This is a genomic window from Lentimicrobiaceae bacterium, assembly GCA_020636745.1.
Taxonomy (GTDB): Bacteria; Bacteroidota; Bacteroidia; order Bacteroidales; family Lentimicrobiaceae; genus Lentimicrobium.
This window is the reverse complement of record JACJXH010000005.1, coordinates 137,624-157,707: the sequence shown is the minus strand read 5'-3', so window position 1 is coordinate 157,707 and position 20,084 is coordinate 137,624. Positions and strand designations below refer to the sequence as shown.

Annotated in this window: 22 protein-coding genes; 7 read left to right on the top strand and 15 right to left on the bottom strand. The window is 39.9% G+C overall.

What is annotated here, in order from left to right:
- Positions 1–76 precede the first annotated feature (76 nt).
- The 3 genes from H6541_09525 (at position 77) to H6541_09515 (ending at position 2,931) form a co-directional block, all read left to right on the top strand.
- Complete coding sequence (locus H6541_09525) at positions 77–1,027, top strand: bile acid:sodium symporter family protein (protein MCB9016021.1); 951 nt, start codon at positions 77–79, stop codon at positions 1,025–1,027.
- Between the two features lie 4 nt (positions 1,028–1,031).
- Entirely contained in the window at positions 1,032–2,372 is a 1,341-nt protein-coding gene (locus tag H6541_09520) for a 1-acyl-sn-glycerol-3-phosphate acyltransferase (GenBank protein MCB9016020.1), read from the top strand.
- Positions 2,373–2,505: 133 nt separating this feature from the next.
- On the top strand, positions 2,506–2,931 hold the full coding sequence (locus H6541_09515) for a DsrE family protein (protein MCB9016019.1): 426 nt from the start codon (positions 2,506–2,508) through the stop codon (positions 2,929–2,931).
- Between the two features lie 112 nt (positions 2,932–3,043).
- On the opposite strand, the gene H6541_09510 is transcribed toward H6541_09515, so the two are convergent.
- From H6541_09510 to H6541_09460, 11 genes are all read right to left on the bottom strand, one after another.
- On the bottom strand, positions 3,044–3,436 hold the full coding sequence (locus H6541_09510; GenBank protein MCB9016018.1) for a DUF302 domain-containing protein: 393 nt from the start codon (positions 3,434–3,436) through the stop codon (positions 3,044–3,046).
- Between the two features lie 100 nt (positions 3,437–3,536).
- Positions 3,537–3,875, bottom strand: a complete 339-nt coding sequence (trxA, locus tag H6541_09505; protein MCB9016017.1) for a thioredoxin — start codon at positions 3,873–3,875, stop codon at positions 3,537–3,539.
- 86 nt (positions 3,876–3,961) lie between these two features.
- Positions 3,962–4,924, bottom strand: coding sequence for an FAD-dependent oxidoreductase (locus tag H6541_09500; GenBank protein ID MCB9016016.1), 963 nt, complete (start codon positions 4,922–4,924; stop codon positions 3,962–3,964).
- Between the two features lie 151 nt (positions 4,925–5,075).
- Positions 5,076–5,432, bottom strand: a complete 357-nt coding sequence (locus tag H6541_09495) for a thioredoxin family protein (GenBank protein MCB9016015.1) — start codon at positions 5,430–5,432, stop codon at positions 5,076–5,078.
- A gap of 110 nt (positions 5,433–5,542) precedes the next feature.
- A complete protein-coding gene (locus H6541_09490) occupies positions 5,543–5,959 on the bottom strand; it encodes an OsmC family protein (GenBank protein MCB9016014.1) in 417 nt (138 codons plus the stop codon).
- Between the two features lie 279 nt (positions 5,960–6,238).
- Positions 6,239–8,653, bottom strand: coding sequence for an outer membrane beta-barrel protein (locus H6541_09485; GenBank protein MCB9016013.1), 2,415 nt, complete (start codon positions 8,651–8,653; stop codon positions 6,239–6,241).
- A gap of 160 nt (positions 8,654–8,813) precedes the next feature.
- Positions 8,814–9,335: a GNAT family N-acetyltransferase gene (locus H6541_09480; GenBank protein ID MCB9016012.1), complete on the bottom strand. Its 522-nt coding sequence runs from the start codon at positions 9,333–9,335 to the stop codon at positions 8,814–8,816.
- Positions 9,336–9,399: 64 nt separating this feature from the next.
- A complete protein-coding gene (locus tag H6541_09475) occupies positions 9,400–9,891 on the bottom strand; it encodes a nuclear transport factor 2 family protein (protein ID MCB9016011.1) in 492 nt (163 codons plus the stop codon).
- 248 nt (positions 9,892–10,139) lie between these two features.
- On the bottom strand, positions 10,140–11,399 hold the full coding sequence (locus tag H6541_09470; GenBank protein MCB9016010.1) for a hypothetical protein: 1,260 nt from the start codon (positions 11,397–11,399) through the stop codon (positions 10,140–10,142).
- A gap of 71 nt (positions 11,400–11,470) precedes the next feature.
- Positions 11,471–11,893: a hypothetical protein gene (locus tag H6541_09465; GenBank protein MCB9016009.1), complete on the bottom strand. Its 423-nt coding sequence runs from the start codon at positions 11,891–11,893 to the stop codon at positions 11,471–11,473.
- 66 nt (positions 11,894–11,959) lie between these two features.
- On the bottom strand, positions 11,960–12,547 hold the full coding sequence (locus H6541_09460) for a porin family protein (GenBank protein MCB9016008.1): 588 nt from the start codon (positions 12,545–12,547) through the stop codon (positions 11,960–11,962).
- Positions 12,548–12,910: 363 nt separating this feature from the next.
- Between H6541_09460 and H6541_09455 the strand changes: the two genes are divergently transcribed.
- Entirely contained in the window at positions 12,911–13,606 is a 696-nt protein-coding gene (locus tag H6541_09455; protein ID MCB9016007.1) for a Crp/Fnr family transcriptional regulator, read from the top strand.
- A gap of 123 nt (positions 13,607–13,729) precedes the next feature.
- Here H6541_09455 and H6541_09450 read toward each other — a convergent pair whose 3' ends face one another.
- The 3 genes from H6541_09450 to H6541_09440 form a co-directional block, all read right to left on the bottom strand.
- Complete coding sequence (locus tag H6541_09450) at positions 13,730–14,308, bottom strand: rubrerythrin family protein (protein ID MCB9016006.1); 579 nt, start codon at positions 14,306–14,308, stop codon at positions 13,730–13,732.
- 137 nt (positions 14,309–14,445) lie between these two features.
- Positions 14,446–14,826 carry a DUF1801 domain-containing protein gene (locus H6541_09445; GenBank protein MCB9016005.1) on the bottom strand — a complete coding sequence of 127 codons (381 nt, stop codon included), beginning with the start codon at positions 14,824–14,826 and terminating at the stop codon, positions 14,446–14,448.
- Positions 14,827–14,897: 71 nt separating this feature from the next.
- Complete coding sequence (locus tag H6541_09440; protein ID MCB9016004.1) at positions 14,898–15,227, bottom strand: tRNA-binding protein; 330 nt, start codon at positions 15,225–15,227, stop codon at positions 14,898–14,900.
- A 118-nt stretch (positions 15,228–15,345) separates the two neighbouring features.
- Between H6541_09440 and H6541_09435 the strand changes: the two genes are divergently transcribed.
- Together H6541_09435 and H6541_09430 are read left to right on the top strand one after the other, a co-directional pair.
- Positions 15,346–16,365, top strand: coding sequence for an LD-carboxypeptidase (locus H6541_09435; protein MCB9016003.1), 1,020 nt, complete (start codon positions 15,346–15,348; stop codon positions 16,363–16,365).
- Between the two features lie 12 nt (positions 16,366–16,377).
- The gene (locus tag H6541_09430; protein ID MCB9016002.1) at positions 16,378–16,740 is read left to right on the top strand and encodes a YraN family protein; all 363 of its coding nucleotides are present in this window, start codon (positions 16,378–16,380) and stop codon (positions 16,738–16,740) included.
- A gap of 4 nt (positions 16,741–16,744) precedes the next feature.
- On the opposite strand, the gene H6541_09425 is transcribed toward H6541_09430, so the two are convergent.
- On the bottom strand, positions 16,745–17,875 hold the full coding sequence (locus tag H6541_09425; GenBank protein MCB9016001.1) for a universal stress protein: 1,131 nt from the start codon (positions 17,873–17,875) through the stop codon (positions 16,745–16,747).
- Between the two features lie 229 nt (positions 17,876–18,104).
- On the opposite strand from H6541_09425, the gene H6541_09420 reads away from it, so the two are divergent.
- Positions 18,105–19,718, top strand: a complete 1,614-nt coding sequence (locus H6541_09420) for an RNA-binding S4 domain-containing protein (protein MCB9016000.1) — start codon at positions 18,105–18,107, stop codon at positions 19,716–19,718.
- Positions 19,719–20,084 lie beyond the last annotated feature (366 nt).

Genomic DNA, 20,084 nt, shown 5'->3' with positions numbered 1-20,084 from the left:
GATGGGTTATTCACTGCATGGTATTTTTTTTGTTATTTTTGAGAAGTTGTTAATTTGAAGCCAGAGGGATTAGTATATGCACGATGATCTTTTATTGCTTGATTCCATCAGGCTGAACTTCAGTCAGGCCAGTCTTCATTTGATGAATATTTCCATCGGATTTATTATGTTTGGGGTTGCACTGGGTATAAAATGGGAGAGTTTTAAAGATATTTTTTTAAATCCACGCCAGGTTTTAGTAGGGCTTGGCAGTCAATTTCTTGTTTTGCCGGCTGTAACTTTTCTGGCTGTATGGTTGCTGGGGGGCTTTATTACACCTTCAGTTGCATTTGGGATGCTGCTTGTGGCTTCGTGCCCGGGAGGAAATATATCCAATTTTATATCCAGCGTAGCCAAAGCCAATGTCGAACTTTCTGTTAGTTTAACAGCTCTGGGAACTATGCTGGCTGTGTTTTTTACACCGTTGAACTTTGCATTCTGGGGCGGCTTATACTCTACAACTTCGCCATTGTTAAGGCCAATTCATATTAACCCGTTTGAAATGTTTCAGACAGTGGTAATATTATTAGGTATTCCGGTTATAGCTGGCATCTTTTTTTCGCAAAAACTGCCACATATTACCCGCAAAATTCAAAAACCCATACAACAGATTTCTCTGGTAATTTTCGGGGCATTTGTAATCCTTGCTTTCCGCAATAATTATGAGTACTTTATAGAATATATGGGTTGGATATTTATCATCGTGCTCATACATAATATCCTGGCACTTACTACCGGGTATATGTTTTCTGGGTTTTTTGGCCTCAACCGACGCGACAGACGCACCATTTCTATCGAAACCGGCATACAGAATTCAGGACTGGGGCTGGTTTTGCTTTTTAATCCAAAAATTTTCCCACCGGAGCTAAATATCGGAGGTATGGCATTTATTGCAGCATGGTGGGGCATATGGCATATTGTCGCAGGTTTGGGCATGGCTTCGCTTTGGTCTTACTGGCGTCCTGTTCATAAATTTACTGATTCGTAATCTGATGAAAAAGCCAGACATTGTAAAACCTTCCTTCCGGTATTTTTTATTGTTCAGGTTGGCAAAATTCTTTTTCAGGATTTATTACCGCCGCATGACTGTAACTGGTCGCGAGAATGTTCCCCGGGGTGTTCCTTTGATTTATGCAGCCAATCATCAAAATGCCTTAATGGATGCCTTGGCTGTTCTGTTTGCGGCCAACCGGCCAGTCGTTTTTTTGGCACGAGCCGATATTTTCAAAAAAAAGGCCATTGCTGCATTGTTGAATTTGCTTAAAATGCTTCCGGTTTATCGTATCCGCGATGGCTTTGATGCGATGGGTAATAATCAACAGATTTTTGAAGATACAGTAAGGGTGCTGAAAGCCGGATTGCCGCTTGCCTTGTTGCCCGAAGGTACACATACTTCTATCAAACACTTACAGCAACTTAAAAAGGGAATATGCCGCATAGCTTTCCTGGCAGAAGAAAGCAGTGACTTTAATTTAAATCTGCATATTGTTCCTGTTGGTATCGACTATTCAAGCTATCAGAAAGCCGGAACTCATCTTTTGGTCAATTATGGCCCTCCCATCGCCATTGCTGATTATTACGGATTGTATAAAGATAATCCACAAAAAGCCATAGCTCAATTGCGCGATGATTTAGCTCTGGCTATCAAAAAAATAATGATTCACGTTGAAAACGTGGAAAACTATAAGGAGATTATATCGCTTACCGATATCATGGTGCCTGCCCAACTTTCGGCTTCAGGCCTGACCGATAACAGGGTAAACAGATTTTTTGCTTCGCGTGAAGTAATTCAGTTGATTGAAAATGCTTCATCAATAAAAAGACTGGATTTGGGCCAGGCAAAGTCCGACCTTCAGGCATATCATAACCTGCTTCAAAAATATGGTTTAAAAAATAAACTCTTTGAGTCAAAACTTCCATCTGCATGGATGTTCATACTTTTGTTCATGCTTTCAGTTTTGCTTCTGCCAGTTCATCTTTATGGCATGGTGTTCAATTATATACCTTATAAACTTCCCCAGAAAATTGCAAACATGATGAAAGACAAACAGTTTATCAGTTCTGTAAATTTTGGATTGGGGTTTGTGTTATTCCCTTTATGGTATGTTTTGCTAATGGTAATTGTCTGGATAATAACAGGGAACGGACTGTTAACTGTTATTTCATTGATCTCATGGCCATTTGCCGGTTTGTTTGTTTTTTATCATTATAAATATTTGCGTAAATTAATTGGCAAACTCAGGCTTTACAGATTGAAAGCCCGCAAGCCTGACCAATACCGTCAATTGATGGATTTGAGACAAAAACTAATTCAGATGCCAGATATGGACTGAAATCATAAATTTTACGATTGAAAAAGATTCTATCGCTTATATTTTATATCGTTATTTTCAATAACTTAGCAATTAAATATTAAAAAAAGCGATGATGAAAAAGTTACTCTTTGGGCTTATCGCCCTTTTATTTATGGCCTCTTCGTGCAGGCAAACAATTGAAAAGGAAGTTAGCGTTGTTGCTGATTCAACTGTTATTGCGCCCCGTGATGGTGTTTTTTATCACATTTCAAGCGGTACCAATGATCCTCATAAAGTTGTTATGGCTCTTAAACAGGCAGTGATGATGGCTGAAGATAAGGATGTGCTTGTGTATTTTGATATAAAAGGAATAGAAGTGGTTATGAATGATGCTCAGGATATAAGTTACCCTACTTTCCCAAGTTCGAAAGAATCATTAAAAATACTGTTAGATAAAGGCATTACAGTATTTGCATGTCCGGCATGCCTGAAAGCTGCTGGCAAAAGCGCGGCAGATTTGATGCCGGGTGTAAAAATTGCCGAAAAAGAGCAGTTTTTCAATTTTACCAAGGGCAGGATTCTGACGTTGGATTATTGATTCGAAAAAAATATTATTGAGCTGAAAGTGAAGTTTCAGAAAAAAATATCCCGCGATTATCTTCGTAAAAGTGAAGATAATTGCGGGATTGGTTGGTTTTGGTTTTTCAGGATTATTTAGAAATTTCCCGGATTATTTCTTCAGCATCATGGTAAGCCTTCAGAATGGTTTGTTCAGCTTCTCCTCCTATCAAAGAAGCAAAAGCCGGAGCGTTCATCCTTGACACGTATGTTTTGCCGTCAGTTTTTTCATAAACAGAGATTCTGCAAGGCAGCAACGGCGAAACGCTTCTGTATATATCAGCACTTAAAATCTGATATGCATAAGCGGGATTGCATAGCTCAACTACTTTAACAGGTAAAACCGATTTACCGTTTTTTTTCATGGTTTCCTGCAAATCGTGTGTTACTGTAATTTTCCAGCCTTTTGCAGTTATCAATTCGGTAAGTTTGTTTACTGACTCGTCAAAGCTAAACCTGCTTTCATTTTCAAGAAGAATGGTCATATTTTCTTTTTTTGAAGATTGTGCATTGGCCAAACCAGCGAAAAGAATCAGGGTAATGGCCGCTAACTGTCTGATGTTCATAAGAAAACAATTTTAAGAATTAAGCCTGATGTTTGGCAATTTGTTTAATCAGGAAATCTTTGGGTTTTACACCCACAAACCGGTCAACCTCTTTGCCGTTTTTAAAAAGAATCAGCGTAGGAATACCTCTTACGCCCTGTTGTTGCGAAATAGACTGAAAATGATCTACATTCAGCTTGGCAACGGTAGCTTTAAAGTTTTCATCTTCTGCCAGCTCATTCAATACTGGTCCCATAACCTTGCAAGGCATACACCATTCTGCCCAGAAATCAACCATAACCAGCCCTTTTTGCGTTTGGTTTTTAAAGTTCTTGTCGGTTAGTGTTAGTATTTTTTCGCTTTCCGGAACAGCAGCCATCGTTTTCATTTTTCGGAATGAATAAACCATATAGCCAACAAATGCTGTTAATAATGCGGCGGCAATGATAAGTGATACAGACATAATTAGTGGGTTAAGGATTCGTGCAGGCTTTTAGTTTTTAATTGATGAATGTAGTTTGAAGCAGCAAGTGCAGCAACTGTTGCATCGCCAACAGCTGTAGTAACTTGCCGGTAACGTTTTACAATGGAATCTCCGGCTGCAAACACTCCCTGAAGGCTGGTGGCCATGTCATTATCAACAATAATTTCATTCCATTGGTTCATCTTGATGGTCCCTTTCAGAAATTCTGTATTGGGAACATATCCGATAAATATAAAGGTTCCGTCAGTACGGAAGTTTTGTATCTCTCCGGTTTTCTGGTTTTTGATATCAACACTTTCCAGTTTGTCATTGCCATGAAAGCGAATGATAGATGATTCCATGACAAAATTGATTTTAGGATTGCTTCGGGCTTCTTCAACCGCATATTCAAATGCCTGAAAATGATCAAACTGGTGCACAATGGTCACTTTTGAAGCATACTTTGTAAGTGAAACTGCTTCTTCAAGTGCCGAATTGCCCCCACCAACTACTACAATTTCCTTATCGGTAAAAAAGTCTCCATCGCAGGTGGCACAATAGGAGATCCCCCGACCTTTAAATTGTGATTCTCCTTCGACCTGAAGTGTGCGTGAACGTCCGCCCGGAGTTAGAATGATGGCGTCAGAAGTATAAATCTGACCGTCAGAAAGAGTGACCTCTTTTATGTCATTGTCTAAGCTCAGGCCAACTACCGCTGTATTTGATTTGATTTCGCAGCCAAAGTTTTTGGCCTGTTTTTTCATGATATTTGAAAGCTGGTAGCCCGAAATGCTTTCTACTCCGGGATAATTAGCTATTTCATGTGTAAGTATCATTTGTCCGCCAGGCACACCGTCGCTGATGATGAGCGTGCGAAGGCGGGCTCTTGAAAGGTAAATACCAGCCGTTAAACCGGCGGGCCCTCCACCAATCACTATGGCATCAAAGTGAGTTGATTGTAACATGCTGTTCTTTCTTTAATTTAAGGTTGTAAGTAGTTGGAAATGACGCGTTGATGATAAAGCGCACCTTGCTGTTACAGGCAAAGGGGTTATGAGAGATGTACTTGTGGGTTATTCATCATTTCATCATTTCCAACTGAAGGATGCTGGTAGTTTAGCTTACTGTTACAGGTGAAAATTCTTTCTCAAGGATAGCTTTTACCTGGCTCATGCTCTGAATGCTAGAAGTTGCTTTTACCAGTTTGCCTTTTTTATAGTACATGGTAAAAGGAATTCCCATAAAGCCACGGGTTTCAGGAGCATCACGAATAACGTATGCTTCAGGGTTGTCAAATTCCATATCGGCAAATTTCACATGGGTGTATTCGCTTTCAAGCTCTTCCATAATTCCATATACAGGAATACACATGGGGCCCATACGGCCACAGCAAATCATTACGTTTTCGTTTTCATTGATAAGCTTCTGATGATCAGCTGCAGTCATTAAGTGATGAAGGTTTGTGTACAACATACTATTTGTTTTTTTGTTTTTAATTTTTGAATTGAAGGTGAAGTGTTGGGCTGGCTGATGAATTGGGTATGCTCTTTTCAGAAACCTGCATTCGCCGGCCTGCTTTTGTGTTATTCCACAATTTTAATTTCGAAGGTCAGAGGCATTGCTTTTTTATAGACCGTTGAGACACCACAATATCGTTCCTGCGACAATTCAACGGCTTTTTTAAGCTTATCCATATCGAGGTTGTCTCCTGAGAATTCGTAAATCAGGTGCATGCTGCTGTAATGTTTTGGATGCTCTTCGGTCATCTCAGCCTCTATTTGAATATTGAAGGTCTTGGGCTCAATTCTCATTTTTTTTAAAATGGAAATAACGTCCATACCGGTGCACCCGGCCAGAGAAGCCAGCATAAGTTGTTTGGGCCTGGGGCCGGCATCTTGTCCGCCAACTTCAGGATTAGCATCCATTATAACATGGTGTCCGCTAACCAATGCATCAAATTGCATATTTCCATTCCAGGATGTATTTAAAGTGTGTTTCATAACCAATGATTTAAGTGTGGCAAAATTAAAATGAAGCAAATGACTGCGCAAGCAATGGGCCTCTTTGTATAACAATCGGGAGCTTGAGTTTACTTAATTTTTTTATTGAGGAAGATCCTGTGTGTGATTTAATAGGTTTGCTATCAGGTTGTTACACTTTTGGCCGCTGTTTATTTGTTTACAACTTGTCTGTTCTAAATGCAAAATCCCCTTGGTTAACCTGGAGTTAATTCACAAGGGGATTTAAAAGATAAGATGGATTGCGTTATGCCATCGCCATTATTTTGCACTTCTGCCTTCTTCTTCACTCGAAGCCGTTGAGCGGTTTGAACGGGTTTTAAATTCACTTTTGCCAAAGCGATAAGTAAAGGAAATGTTCAAACGTTGTGTTTCAAATTGGTTGTCAACGTCAACATATACATTTTTGGTTTTGATGGTGGCTCCGGTAGAGCCTGTGTTAAAAATATCGCTGAACGATATTCTGAGGCTTCCTTTGTCATGGAGCACATTGCGTTTTAATCCGAGATCAATGGTTTGGCGGGATTTAAGTATGAAGTTTCCTATCAACTGTTTTGACATGTAATTTGCGCTCAACTCCATACTTATTTTATACGGCAGCGTGAAATTATTGCTCACATTTCCAATGCAACTCCACTGGCTGTAATGATCTCCGGTTTCATGTTTTGAGTTAACTTCTTTGTACATTCCTGTAAGTGTTCCACTAATTCTCCACCAGGTGGCAGGCTGAAACTGAACGGTTTCTGATATGTTAAAGTCAACCGAGCTGCCCAGATTTTCACGGGTTTGGTAGATGGCTTTTGTCGAATCATTGTTATAAATTACTTCGGTAAGCAGATCCCGGGTGTAATTATAGCCCACGCTGGTCATAAGCTTGCTTTTGTAGTTGTGGTTAACAGACAAAGTATGGGTGAATTGCGGATTTAGCATGGGGTTGCCTAAATTGTATGTATAAGGGTCATTTATCCAGATAAATGGATTTAAATCATGATAATTAGGCCTACCTATGCGGTAGCTGTATCTGAACCCGATGGTTTGCTTTGGTTCAAGTGTTTGCTGAACGAAAACAGAAGGGAATAGGTTGAGATAGTTTTTTTTGTCAATCTGATTCAATGACAGTGATTTGCCGGTTGAAATGGTGTTTTCAACCCTTAAGCCTATTTGAACAGTGGTTTTTGCATATTGAGCTGTTGTGTTTATGTAAGCAGCCTGTATGTTTTCTTCAAACACAAAATTATCGTCCTGTTGGTAATAGCCAGCCATATTAGCCCGGCTATCTGTTTTTACGAAGCTGCCTTTTATTCCGGTTTCGAACGAATATATTTTATTTATCGGGTGTGTATAGTCTAGCTTTACAGAAACTATGTCGATATCGCCTTTCTGAGTGTTTTCTAACTTTGAGTTTCTGTCCATTTCTTCGCCTGAGTTGTCAAAATAACGGCTATTCAGATGGCTTCCTGAATTTGTGTAAAAATGAGCATAATCTGCATCGGCAATGAGCGTTTTGCCCGTTGAATCAATGTCCCATTTGTAATTTACATTAAAGGTTTTATTGTTCCAATGGTAGTCTCCGTCAGAAATGTTGGTTAGAGTTGAGTCAATTGTCATATTGCCATCGGCAAATGCTGAATTTCCAAAGTCGGTATATTTTCTGATTCCATCGCCTCCCCTGAGCATGATGCTTAATACCTGTGTTTTGCTGATCAGATAATCAATTCCGGCTTTGTAATTATGCGAATTGCCGTTACTCAGATCCTCGCTGTCCATCAATAGATAGCTGTTGCTCATGTCTTCGGCAATAAAGCGACGTTTTACATCCAATGAATGCCACCTTTCCCAATTAGAGAATGAGTAATTGCCGTAAGCATTGATTTTTCCAAAATTGGCATTCAAAATAATGCCTGCATTTTCGCTGAGTGACCGTGTAATGGTTAATCCTGAATTGAAGCTGCCATTGAATCCGGGAGCCTGGTTGTGTTTTGTGTTGATATTGATAATTCCTGAAATGCCTTCTGCGTCGTAGCGTGCAGAGGGGTTTTCAATAATCTCAATGTTTTTGACATTTTTTCCCAACATTCCTTTTAAAAGCGGGGCTAAATCTTTGCCCGAAACATAAGTCGGCTTGTTGTCGATCATCACCTGAACTCCCTGCATTCCTTTCAACGATATATTGTCATTGTCGTCGATTAAAACACCTGGCGTTTTTTTAAGAATTTCATAAATGCTTTCTGATGAAGATATGATGGAGGCATTCGGATTGATAATGGTTTTGTCAACTGCCTGCTCAACAAAATCATATTTGCCGGCGATTACGGTTTCCTGCAGTTGCTGAACCGTTTCTGTCAGTATGATTACTTTTTCGATAATATTGAGGCTGCGCGTAATTTCAATATGTTCTGATTCGTTGGCGTTAAAACCCAGCATTCTGACCGAAAGAATGTATTCTCCGGGCTCTGTTTTGTCAATTAGAAATTCGCCTTTTTCATTGCACATTACGCCTTTTGCAATCTGAGTGGTTTGGGGGGTTAATAATGCTGCCGTTGCAAATGCTACAGGTTGGTTTTTGGTATCAATCACGCGTCCTTTAACCACTCCGGAAACTGGTTGGGATTGAATAACGCCTGATATTAATAAAAGTCCGGCAAGCAGTAAATGATGGATAAATCTGGTTTTCATTGAATGTGTTTTTGAAGGTGTATGGTGCTGGTTATTTTTTATTGATTATCTAAGAATCGGAATATTCACTTGAGCTGTTTTACGCAGCGGGTTAAATAATGCCATGCTTGTTTTTGCATTATACATTGGTGATATTCTGATATGCAAATTGTTACTGTCTTTATTCAATTTGGCACAGCATAATTTTATTCTCGTATTTGTTCTCTCCCAATTCAAAAAAAGTAGTTCCTGTCTGGGTAAATCCGTTTTTCAGGTAAAATGACAGTGCTCTGGTGTTTTTGAAATAAACCGTTAGCCATGTGCTGTTGAACTTCAGCTTTTTGATTGTTTTGAAGGCTTCATTTAAAAGCAACTTACCTGTGCCTTTCCCGATAAAAGCCTCAAGAACGTACAAAATGGATATTTCAGGCTGGCCGGCTATTGATGGTACCTGACATTGAGTGTCAAGCGAGATTTCAACACATCCTATCAAATGGCAGTGTGTCTCAGCCAAAAGCGTAATTTTTAGTGAGTTTTGGATGCTCTTTTCTGTTTTTTCAAGTGTAAACTCCTGAAGCAGATAATCAGAAAATTCCTGCCTGATTCCTTCAACGGCATATGTTGCAACCCAAACCTGTTGTTTCAGTATGGTCAGGTTCTTTGCATCTGCCATTGTTGCCTGGCGAATATTTACCGGATTCATGATTTGCCGTTTTTGTTCAGGTAGTTTATGTATTTCCTGGTTGATTTTTTTGTCAGATGAGCGTCTAATGCAAACTGATAACCCTTTTGATTGTCCACTGCCCGTTGTTGAGCTGCCAAATAATCACAAACTTTCCCGGACGTGAAGGTGAGCTGTTTGCTTCTGTAATTTGTGTAAATGTGTGTGATCCCATTTCTACAGCTCCATAACCTCTGATGGGATATACTTCCAGGCTGCCTTCAACCAAATCTCTTCTGATTTTTCCGCAAATGTTCATTCTTGTCGCGTCCAGAATTTGCTGTTTTGATGAGATTAAACCTCCTTGATCATGGTAGAATTCGATATTGTCCGAATATATCAGGCTTTGCATTTCCATATCACAAGTATTGTAAGCATTCCAAAAAATGCTGTCCATCCGGGCTATACTGTTATACAATTCCTGATTGTCAGGCTTGTAAGAGGTTGTGTTTTGCTTTAAATTATTTTTGCTTGTGATGCATGAAGTGAGAAAGACCAATGCCAGCAAAAGGCAGTATAATGTGTTGTTGATTTTCATGACGGGAATTTTTTATCAAATGGTGTTTGTAACCACTTCTGGCAAAAATAGATGCATAGGTGAGCTATGAAAACAAAAAGAAGGTGGAGGCTCTTTTTGTCGTCTTGAATGGTTGAATTGTGGGGTTAAAAGTTGGAGTATACCTTTCAACGGGTAACCCAAAAGGGCGCAATGCCCTGTTTTAAAAAGAGATAATCAACTTTCGTTTATGCTATTGCGTTTACATTTCAGGAGGCGTTTAGATGTTTTTATCTGTTGGCAGATATAAATTCGCCAATGAGCTTTTCAATAGATGTGCCCCGGCTTTTGAGCAGTTGCTCAATTTCATTTCTGGCATAAGCGTCCTTAAAGGCTTCAAGGCCGGTTCTTTCAATCAGGTAATTGGTAAAGACTCCTGCTATAGCATAATTTGACCAGTTTCTGAAAAAAAGAGCATTGTCAGATATTACCAGCTCAGCAGTCAACAAACTTGTGTTGTTTTTATAAGTTTCAAGGTCTCTTATATAAGCTTCTTTGCTAAAATAATAGTCTGAAGCCTGTCTGAAACCTTCAGCGAAGAATGGATTGGGATTGTCGCCAATTTTTGCAGCAATAATGCTGTGCCCTGTTTCGTGTTTGAATGTTGCCAGATCAAAGCCGGTAATGTGGTTGATGTCGCCAAATGATTTGCCGTAAATGGTTTGCCAAAGGGGAGCGGCAATAAAATACTGAAGGTCTTCACGAACCGGATAAAAGTATGAAGTTATGGAATGGATACCGGTAGGTTCAACATTCAGATATTTGCACAGCTCTGTCACAAATTGGTCCATTTCGCGGGCTGCTGTGCCTGATATAGAATCCGGAGAGAATGAACAGGCGAAATAAAGGTTAAAGAACTGGCTTTTTTGTTTGTTGCAGAAGTACTGGCTTCTGAGCAAATCCATGTCATTGATCTGGTTCCCAGTTAAACCTGCGGTTTCATAACCTGAATATATTATCTGTCTGCCGCTAAATACATAAAGCTGATATGATCCTGCCATAAATGAGATATAAACCAGCGGAAACTCCTCGCCATTCCGGCAAGTATATATTTTTCTTCCGGCAGGATGCATATAGTAAAAGGCATCTTCGGGATTTTGAAATAACCTTTGATGAAAAGAAAAACCATTTGTTTCCTTTTTAAAAGGCGTTTCTTCTAATACTTGCTTGCTGAATTTATGAGCCGGACCAAAATACTGAATTGAATGATGCATGTCTGAATCCTTCAGTTCTGACTCATGTATATATGCATAGACCGGCCGGGCTTTCCAGAATACAAAATTCTCCAACGCAACTTTATCTGCAGTTCTGAGTTTATAATTGTCAGGCAAAACTACCAGTATTGTATCGCAATCATAAAAACTGATCATTTGTTTCACACTGTCGTCCATTGCTATAAAGCTTGATACTGGTGATTGGGCTATGGCTGTGAATGTTGATGTCAGAAAAAGAATCAAGAGTGCTTCTGCAATTTTCTTAAGGCTTATCATTGTTTGAGATTATGTTCCGGTTGTTGATACGCTGTTGTTCTCAGTCCTTTCGCTTGTGCGGTTTATGTGTTTTATGCCAGCTTCTCTATTTCCGGAAGGAACAAATTCCGGATAGTGAGCCCTCCCCGAAAAGCGAAAATGATATACAGTAGTGTGAATGTGCTGTCAATTATACCGGTAAACCAGAATGTAGAGGGAAATCCGGGCGAAAAAGCGATGAATGCATATAACAGAATAATATAAAAACTCCTGCCGATTATCAGGCATCCGATATTAAAAGCATACCTTTTTATATTGACAGCCGACATGAACTGTATAAAGGCAAAGCATAAGAAGAATGATCCAAGGAAAATTGTATAAAAAGGGTTGGCCGATGGATTATCAATCATCCTGTTTGCACCAATAAAAAACAAATACAGAATTGCGGCTATTAAATCCCAGACACCGCTCAGAGCAAAAGTGAGTGCCAGGGGCTTCAGTGACTTGTTGTTCATGTTGTTTGATTTGAAATGGTTGGGCTTAACAGGATGATTGATTCTTTTAGCAAGTAGTCGTAATTTTTAGAACTGCTTTAAAATCCCTACACGAAAAGTCAGATAGTTAAGATTAAGGGATGTTGAGACGCTTTCAATTTCTATTTCCCGGTTGAGTGACTGAAACTTTATGCCAGGAGTGAGACTCCAGTTGCGGCCCAGATTCATGTCAATGCCTCCGGCAAGCTGCCATCCGAATCCATGGCCGCTGTCTTTCAAAATATCCCCTTCTTTATTTTCAATTTCAATGTGGTTGTATAAGCCTGCTGCTCTCAAATAGTAAGAAAAGGGGGAATGACCCGCAGGGTGTTTAAATTGAAGACCTAAAACATATCCGGTTTCTTCAAAATCTGAATGATTATCTGCAAAAGTTTCGTCTGCTGCAAAATGGTTCCAGCCCCAGCCTGCAAAAATTCCTGTGTAAGGCATAAAGCGATAGTGTAAAATACCTTCAAACCCAAGTCCGGTCTTCAAACTTGTGCCATTCAGCTTTGAAGTGGGAAGCGATGCTCCGGTACTTAATTCAAATCCGAATTTTTTCTCAGGATTCTGTGCTGAGCAATTTAATGCAAGTGCCGTAATGACTGCAAATACAATGATTAGTCTTGTTTTCATTTTTGTTTGTCTTAAGTTCGTTATTCTTTGTGTGGCAAAAGTATCGCCGGTGTGTGTGCTTTGAAAATAAATCAGGATGAAAGCGCAATTCACGAAGATGAAAGTGATTTTTACAGGTAGTCAGAGAGTTTCTCTTCGCGCATTTAGCCTTGGTTTTTGATTTTTACTTGTTTTAAGTGCTGATAGACTGTAGGTTGTTTCGTGAAGAAGAGAGGTAAAGGAGAGAAGATGCTTATAGCTGATAAACTTGATATATGGATGTCAAACTAATTTTTCAATACGACGAATCAGATTTAAAGGGTTTCAATGGCCGACAATGATGGCTGAAACATTATATTTGCACTCAAGCAAAATGACTCCTCAATGAAAACTTTTATTCCGCCTGACGATTGCGCATTGAATAATCTTGACGCTCCATGTTTTCGTAACCTTCTGCCGGAGGAAATTGCGCTTGCCCGCGATAGCAAAACACGGGTTGTTTTCAGGAAGGGAGAGAATCTGACCAAGCAGGGGGCTTTTGCTTCCAGCGTTTTATTTGTGATGGATGGCCTGGCTAAACAATATGTTGAAGGCGATGCAGGAAGAAATTTTAACCTGCGTTTAGTCAAAGGGGGGGAGTTTGTGGGGCTTTCAGTTGCTTTTAACAACCACACTTATAATTATTCAGTGGTGGCATTGCGCGAAACAACGGCCTGCCTGATCGAGAAAGATGCAGTTACCAGTTTGATAAAGAGTAATGGCGAATTTGCCTACCACATTATTAACCGCTACTGTGAGCAGGATAGCAAATTGTATGTTTCAATTCATGATTTGATGTACAAGCAAATGAATGGCCGGTTGGCGGGTGCTTTATTATATCTTTGGCGTGAGCAGATTGGCGGTGATGATATTTTTCCTTATTTAAGCCGGAAGGATGTTGCTGATTTTGCCGGCCTTTCAACAGAAAGTACGGTAAAATTGCTCAAAACATTTGAAAAGGACGGACTTATCAAACTAGATGACAAAAATATTATTTTACTGGATATTTCTAATCTTGAACAGATTAATCTGAGAGGATAAGCCAGGTAAATAGGTGAGGGTTAATTGTATGAGCCAAATAAAAAGGTTCGCTCATTCTTTATCTGAATAACAGAATAGAGAATCAACGAACCCATTTTAATCCTATTTATTGGTTGTCAGGGGTTAATAGTTTTCTTGTTTCATTTCAAAGAAAGCCTGCGGATGCTCACAAGCCGGGCAGTTTTTAAGCGCTTTTTTGCCTTTGTAGTGATAGCCACAATGACGACATACCCAAATAATGTCTTCGTCCTTTTCAAATACCTTTCCTTTGTTCAGGTTTTCGAGTAATTTCAGATAACGTTTTTCATGCTCCAACTCGATGCTGGCAATGAGTTTAAAAGTGCTGGCTACTCGTTTAAATCCTTCTTCTTCAGCAATTTTGGCAAATTCCGGATAAAGCAGTGTCCATTCTTCATTTTCTCCTTCAGCAGAAGCCTCCAGATTTTCAGAAGTTGAGCCAACCTTGCCAGCTGGATAAGAAGCGGTAATTTCAAGCATACCCCCTTCCAAGAATTTGAAAAACATGCGTGAGTGTGAATCTTCCTGATTTGCGGTTTCTTCAAAAAATGCGGCTACTTGTTCGTATCCGTCTTCACGGGCTTTTTGTGCAAATAAGCGGTAGCGCCTTGCAGCTTGTGACTCTCCTGCAAATGCTTTCAAAAGATTCTTTTCAGTTTGTGTTCCTTTAATGGTTTTTTCCATGATATTTTGTTTTTAATGAATTGTTCATTCAAATATTGAAGATTTAGGTGGCAAAATGCTGTCAGTCAGCATTTTGTCATTTGCAGTCATTCAAGCTGTGATTGGCTCACATTTAAATGGATGCGTTATGCGCGAGGTTAAACCCAGCCTCTTGCTTCATACAATTTGTACCCTTTTTCAAGCGCTTCGGCAATCTGTAGCTTAAGTGCCCCGTCTAATTTCTTGATGTGAAAACATGATTTTCCTTTCAGCATTTTCAGGAGCTCTGGCTGGAAAAATGTTTTCATCTCCGGCTCAATGTAGACCGGCATATAGTAAAACCCAACATATTTGCTTTGAATAATTAAACCGGCAAAGTAAACGTCGTTGCGTTTTCGGCCATCAGCAACCAACTCTTTTTCAAACCAGAGTTCGTATCTTGTATCTGTGTCAATACGGGCTTTGATGCTTCCGTGTTCGTAGGGAGTCATTAGTGCTTTAATCTGGCCGAAAATATGATCAAGGTCTGATGATGACATATTGTAGTATGGTTGATTTACAAACGATTATTTTGCAAAACAGGTAGCAGAGGTTATTTTTCTCATATAACTTATGCTATCCTTAATCCGTTATCAACCGGCTTTTCTGGTTGAAGAAGTGTTACATTTCCATCATCGCCTACAGCCCCCAGAATCAGACATTCGCTCATAAACGGACCTATTTGCTTCGGATGAAAGTTGATGACGGCAACAATCTGTTTCCCTTTTAATTGCTCTTTTGAATACAATTGGGTTATTTGAGCTGAAGACCTTTTGGTGCCATAATCGCCAAAATCAATGGTAATTTTATAGGCTGGTTTTCTTGCTTCAGGAAAATCTTCCACTTCTATTATCGTTCCGGTTCTGATTTCAACTTTTTCGAAATCGTTATACGCAATCATTTCGCTTTTTCAACAAATATACAGATAGGATAATAAACAAAAATCGTAAATAATGATAGAATGATTCTAAATTGAAAAGTAACAGAAAGTCTTACCTTTGAATGATAAAAAATAGTCAATGATTACACCTCCATTTTTACAGCCAGGCGACAGGGTTGGTATTGTGGCTACAGCAAGAAAAATTTCACGCAGCGAAGTTGAGCCGGCTATTGCCCTTTTATCGTCATGGGGTCTGGTAGTTGAATCCGCTCCCAATCTGTTTGAAATTGAGCATCAGTTTGCAGGAAGCGACGAAATGCGTGCTGCTGATTTTCAGCTTATGCTAGATAATCAACAGATAAAGGCAATTTTTTGTGCACGTGGAGGATACGGCACCGTCAGAATTATTGACATGCTGAACTTTTCTCAATTTGAGAAGCATCCGAAATGGATTATCGGATATAGCGATATAACGGTGCTGCATTCGCATATTCACCGGCATTGTAATATCGAAACTTTGCATGCAACCATGCCTGTTAATTTTCCTCAGGCAGGTGGAGAATTTCAACCTGTAAATGCGCTGAAAAATTGTCTCTTTGGAGAAACGCCATCTTATTCAATTAATGCCGGTGCTCTCTCGCGCAACGGTCATGGAAAGGGAATTGTAACAGGAGGTAATCTTTCCATTTTATACAGCCTTTCAGGAACAACATCAGATATTGATACTGATGGAAAGATATTGTTTATTGAAGATCTGGATGAATATCTGTATCATGTTGATCGGATGATGATGAATCTGAAACGTAGCGGCAAACTTGAAAATCTGGCCGGATTGATAGTAGGTGGAATGACAGAAATGCGCGATAACAGCATCCCATTTGGGAAAAGTGCTGAACAGATTATTGCTGAAGCAGTTCGTAATTATAAGTATCCTGTGTTGTTTGGTTTTCCTGCCGGACATTTGCAGCAGAATATGCCATTGGTGATGGGACGCGAAGCAGTTCTGGATGTTGCGCAACAGGCTGGTGTGGTATTTATGCCGGCCCAGGATATGGCCAATGGAAAGCATCTGAAGAAACTGATAAAACCCGGAATATTTTTTCTGGGGTTTTTTGCTTTGTTGTATTTTCTGATAGCGTTACTGACAGGTAATTTATAAAAACTCTTTTCTATGGCAGAACACAATGAACTGGGCCGGGTGGGCGAAGAAATGGCGGTACAGCACTTGCGCGATAACGGGTTTAAAATACTGGAAACCAATTGGCGTTTTGGTAAGGATGAAATTGATATCATAGCAGAAAAGGGAAATTTTCTGGTAATTGTAGAGGTGAAAACAAGGCGTTCCTCAGTTTTTGGTGAGCCTGAAATATTTGTGAATGCTGCCAAGCAAAGATTTCTGATAAGAGCTACGCAGGCCTATATCGAAAAGCACAACGTAAGCCTCGAAGCCCGTTTTGATATTGTGTCCATTATTTTAAACTCCAGTACAAAGCGGATAAATCACCTTGAGGATGCATTTTATCCTGTTCTTTAATTTGCTAATCGATTGCCTTAAAAATAAATAATGGTTTATTAATGCGTGCCATCACTTTTTTGGTGATGCTTGGCGTGAAAAATCCTGACAGAAGGCTTCGGTTATGATTGGTAAGCGCAATTACATCAATAGAATTATTCCTGATGTATGACTCCAGCCCATTAATGACATCATCGCTTACCACAATATCATAAGCAACCGGTTCTTTCGGGAACTCATGGGAAATAAATTTTTTCAAACTATCCATTTTTACTTGATCCCATGATTTTTTTACGCCTACACTTACATGCAGGCAAAAAATTCTGACCTTAAAAGGATGTAAAAGATTGATTAATCTGCTCATGGCCAGGTGGTCAGACTTGTCGAAATCAGATGCGTACAGTACATTTTTAAGTTTGTCGAGGCTGGTAAAATGACTTTGATCAGGAATAGCCAGGATTGGTGTTTCTGTTTTCTGAATAAGTTTTGCAGTCACACTTCCGAGAAATCCACTGGTTTGGTTTCCAATTCCCCGGGTGCCAATAACAATAAGACCTGGTTTGAACTTTCGGCTGGCCGCTGCTATTTCCTCTGCCGCAAGTCCATTGGCAAGTGAATAAGTAATTTTTAAATCCGGATTGGTTTTTAATGCTTTTGCTTTCAGTTCTTTAGCAAGTGTTGCCAATTGCCTTTTGGCATTCTGTTCCGTCTCGTGAAGGTAGTTGACCAGATTAATCTGATATGCATGGCTGGTGTCAAATGGGGCAATGTCTACGATTGGATTGTAATACACATGCAAAAGCTTGATTTCGGCCTTTAGTTTGGCTGCCAGCCCAATCGCAAAGCTACATGCTCTGGTTGATCCTTCCGAGAAATCTATAGGAACCAGGATCTTCCGCACGCTTCGGAGTGATTTAACGGCAACCTCTTTTTGTGTCCCGTGTTCTGAAAGCGATTGTTCTATTACTTTCAGCGCTTTTTCAACATCTGTCAAACGTACTTTTATCTCTACACCACCTGATATAGTTGCCTGTAGCAGATTTTGATGTGAAAGAAAACAATCAATTCCTTCAGCTTCCAGTTTTGATTTTAACAACAATGCCCTGGAATATGAATGGCGGGCAATGACGATAATTTTATCTTCGGAGGGTTCCATGACTTTGAGGTTTTCAGTTTCAGAATTGTTTTCAATCATTTCTGAAAGTATTACGAATATACGAAAAAATAGCTGAAATAGGGCATTTTAGCGTAAAAAAGATTCAGTTATTCTGATTTTGTTTAGATTCGGAAAAGCATATAAGGCTAAAAATAATAGGCATTTAGCCATATTATTAAATGTGTAAGTGTTGATAACTTCGCTAACTTTGCAGGCTAAACTATTTTCAATGAATGCAATGAGAAGATTCTCCGGCGATGAAAGCCCTGAGAAAAGAAAAAAGCCCGATGGAGCCCCGGATGGAAGGCGCGCCGGCAAGGGTAAAACACCAGGAACACCAGGAACTGGCAGACGCGGTAGTTTTAAATCAAATAACAACTACAACAGTGATGCTCCCCGTGGTGAACGTCCCTACACAAAGCGTAGTTCTGATGAAGCAAAGAACGATGGTGCAGGCTCTTCACGCCCATATAAAAGTGCAGGCGACCGGCCATATAAGAGTCGTCGTCCGGCTGAAGGAGAATCCACAGGGGAGCCACGCCCATTCAGAGGTTCCCGTGAAGACAAACCATCGCGCCCCTGGAAAAGGGAGGAGCATTCAGGAGCTCCCAGAGAAAAAAGATTTTCCGATTACAAACCTTCAGGCGACCGGCCTTATAAAAGCCGCAGGAATGATGAGGGAGAAGGAGAATCAACCGGTTCAGTGCGCCCATTCAGAGGCAACCGTGATGACAAGCCATCACGTCCGTGGAAAAAAGAGGATAATTCAGGCGCGCCCAGAGGCAAAAGATTTTCAGACCATAAACCTTCGGACGAGAGGCCTTACAAAAGCCGCCGTCCTTCAGATAGTGAAAATGAAGCTTCCACTTCTTCGCGCCCATTCAGAGGGGCTCGCGAAGACAAACCAACTCGACCCTGGAAACGTGATGAAGAATCAAGGCCTCCCCGTGAACGGAATTTTTCAGAAAGAAAACCTTCTGGTGAACGATCATATAAGGATTCTCGGGATAACAGGCCTGCAAAACCATTCAAACGTGAAGATGAAACTGGTGAAGCCCGTGAAAGAAGATATGCCGACCGCAAACCTTCTGATACTTCCAGGCCAAAATCCGGCAAGGGATATAGTGATGATGGCTCAATTCGGTTAAATAAGTTCATTGCTAACTCGGGAATTTGCTCACGACGTGAAGCTGATACTCTTATTGAATCAGGTGCCGTTTCTGTAAACGGAAAAGTTGTAACCGAGCTGGGTGTTAAAGTAACCCGTGAGGATAAAGTTCAGTTTGGAGGAGAAACACTCAATATTGAAAAGAAAGTTTACCTGCTTTTGAATAAGCCTAAAGGTTATATCACAACAGTAGATGATCCCCAGGAACGAAATACTGTCATGATGCTGGTGAAAGATGCATGTCGTGAGAGAATTTATCCTGTTGGAAGACTCGACAGAAATACTTCAGGTTTGCTGCTCTTTACCAATGATGGTGATATGGCTAAAAAGCTGACACACCCCGGACATAAAGTGCGAAAGGTTTATCATGTTGAACTGGATAAAGCACTGGCAAAATCTGACATGCTTACCTTATCTGAAGGTATTGAACTGGAGGATGGAATGATGGCCGTGGACGAAATTGCATATACCGGGACTTCCAATGACAAGAAAAACATTGGTGTTGTTATTCATTCCGGTCGCAACAGGGTTGTTCGAAGACTGTTTGAATCGCTTGGATACGAAGTTGTTAAACTCGACAGGGTTGCTTTTGGAAATCTTACGAAAAAAGATCTTCCTCGTGGCAGATGGCGCTTCCTGGAAGAAAATGAGCTGAATCTTTTGAAAATGATTTAAAAGAATGAATATATTTTTTGCAGTGTAAAGCTGCCCTTCGGGGTGGCTTTTTTTTATTTTATAAATATTGAAAAATTACATAAGAATTAAAATGTCATATTTCTAACATGCAGATTCACAATACCAGTACGTATAAATACCCACCAGCTTAATTGAAGGCTAAAATTAAAAGTAGTATTAAACCGTATTGTGCAGACTTACTTGTCAATATAAATTTGTACGAATCAAAATCTACGCTATCAGGCATTTTTGAAAAGAGGCAAATTGAATCAGGGATTGAGAATTAAAATACACTGAATCAGGTCTTTAATGCTGAATAATAATTAAAACTTTACCAATCTGGGGGGAGGCGTAAAGTAAGACTGG

Coding starts and splice junctions, on each gene's coding strand:
- H6541_09525 (MCB9016021.1), top strand. CDS start 77: ATGCACGATGATCTTTTATTGCTTGATTCCATCAGGCTGAACTTCAGT.
- H6541_09520 (MCB9016020.1), top strand. CDS start 1,032: ATGAAAAAGCCAGACATTGTAAAACCTTCCTTCCGGTATTTTTTATTG.
- H6541_09515 (MCB9016019.1), top strand. CDS start 2,506: ATGGCCTCTTCGTGCAGGCAAACAATTGAAAAGGAAGTTAGCGTTGTT.
- H6541_09510 (MCB9016018.1), bottom strand. CDS start 3,436: ATGACCATTCTTCTTGAAAATGAAAGCAGGTTTAGCTTTGACGAGTCA.
- trxA (MCB9016017.1), bottom strand. CDS start 3,875: ATGGCTGCTGTTCCGGAAAGCGAAAAAATACTAACACTAACCGACAAG.
- H6541_09500 (MCB9016016.1), bottom strand. CDS start 4,924: ATGTTACAATCAACTCACTTTGATGCCATAGTGATTGGTGGAGGGCCC.
- H6541_09495 (MCB9016015.1), bottom strand. CDS start 5,432: ATGTTGTACACAAACCTTCATCACTTAATGACTGCAGCTGATCATCAG.
- H6541_09490 (MCB9016014.1), bottom strand. CDS start 5,959: ATGAAACACACTTTAAATACATCCTGGAATGGAAATATGCAATTTGAT.
- H6541_09485 (MCB9016013.1), bottom strand. CDS start 8,653: ATGAAAACCAGATTTATCCATCATTTACTGCTTGCCGGACTTTTATTA.
- H6541_09480 (MCB9016012.1), bottom strand. CDS start 9,335: ATGAATCCGGTAAATATTCGCCAGGCAACAATGGCAGATGCAAAGAAC.
- H6541_09475 (MCB9016011.1), bottom strand. CDS start 9,891: ATGAAAATCAACAACACATTATACTGCCTTTTGCTGGCATTGGTCTTT.
- H6541_09470 (MCB9016010.1), bottom strand. CDS start 11,399: ATGATAAGCCTTAAGAAAATTGCAGAAGCACTCTTGATTCTTTTTCTG.
- H6541_09465 (MCB9016009.1), bottom strand. CDS start 11,893: ATGAACAACAAGTCACTGAAGCCCCTGGCACTCACTTTTGCTCTGAGC.
- H6541_09460 (MCB9016008.1), bottom strand. CDS start 12,547: ATGAAAACAAGACTAATCATTGTATTTGCAGTCATTACGGCACTTGCA.
- H6541_09455 (MCB9016007.1), top strand. CDS start 12,911: ATGAAAACTTTTATTCCGCCTGACGATTGCGCATTGAATAATCTTGAC.
- H6541_09450 (MCB9016006.1), bottom strand. CDS start 14,308: ATGGAAAAAACCATTAAAGGAACACAAACTGAAAAGAATCTTTTGAAA.
- H6541_09445 (MCB9016005.1), bottom strand. CDS start 14,826: ATGTCATCATCAGACCTTGATCATATTTTCGGCCAGATTAAAGCACTA.
- H6541_09440 (MCB9016004.1), bottom strand. CDS start 15,227: ATGATTGCGTATAACGATTTCGAAAAAGTTGAAATCAGAACCGGAACG.
- H6541_09435 (MCB9016003.1), top strand. CDS start 15,346: ATGATTACACCTCCATTTTTACAGCCAGGCGACAGGGTTGGTATTGTG.
- H6541_09430 (MCB9016002.1), top strand. CDS start 16,378: ATGGCAGAACACAATGAACTGGGCCGGGTGGGCGAAGAAATGGCGGTA.
- H6541_09425 (MCB9016001.1), bottom strand. CDS start 17,875: ATGGAACCCTCCGAAGATAAAATTATCGTCATTGCCCGCCATTCATAT.
- H6541_09420 (MCB9016000.1), top strand. CDS start 18,105: ATGAATGCAATGAGAAGATTCTCCGGCGATGAAAGCCCTGAGAAAAGA.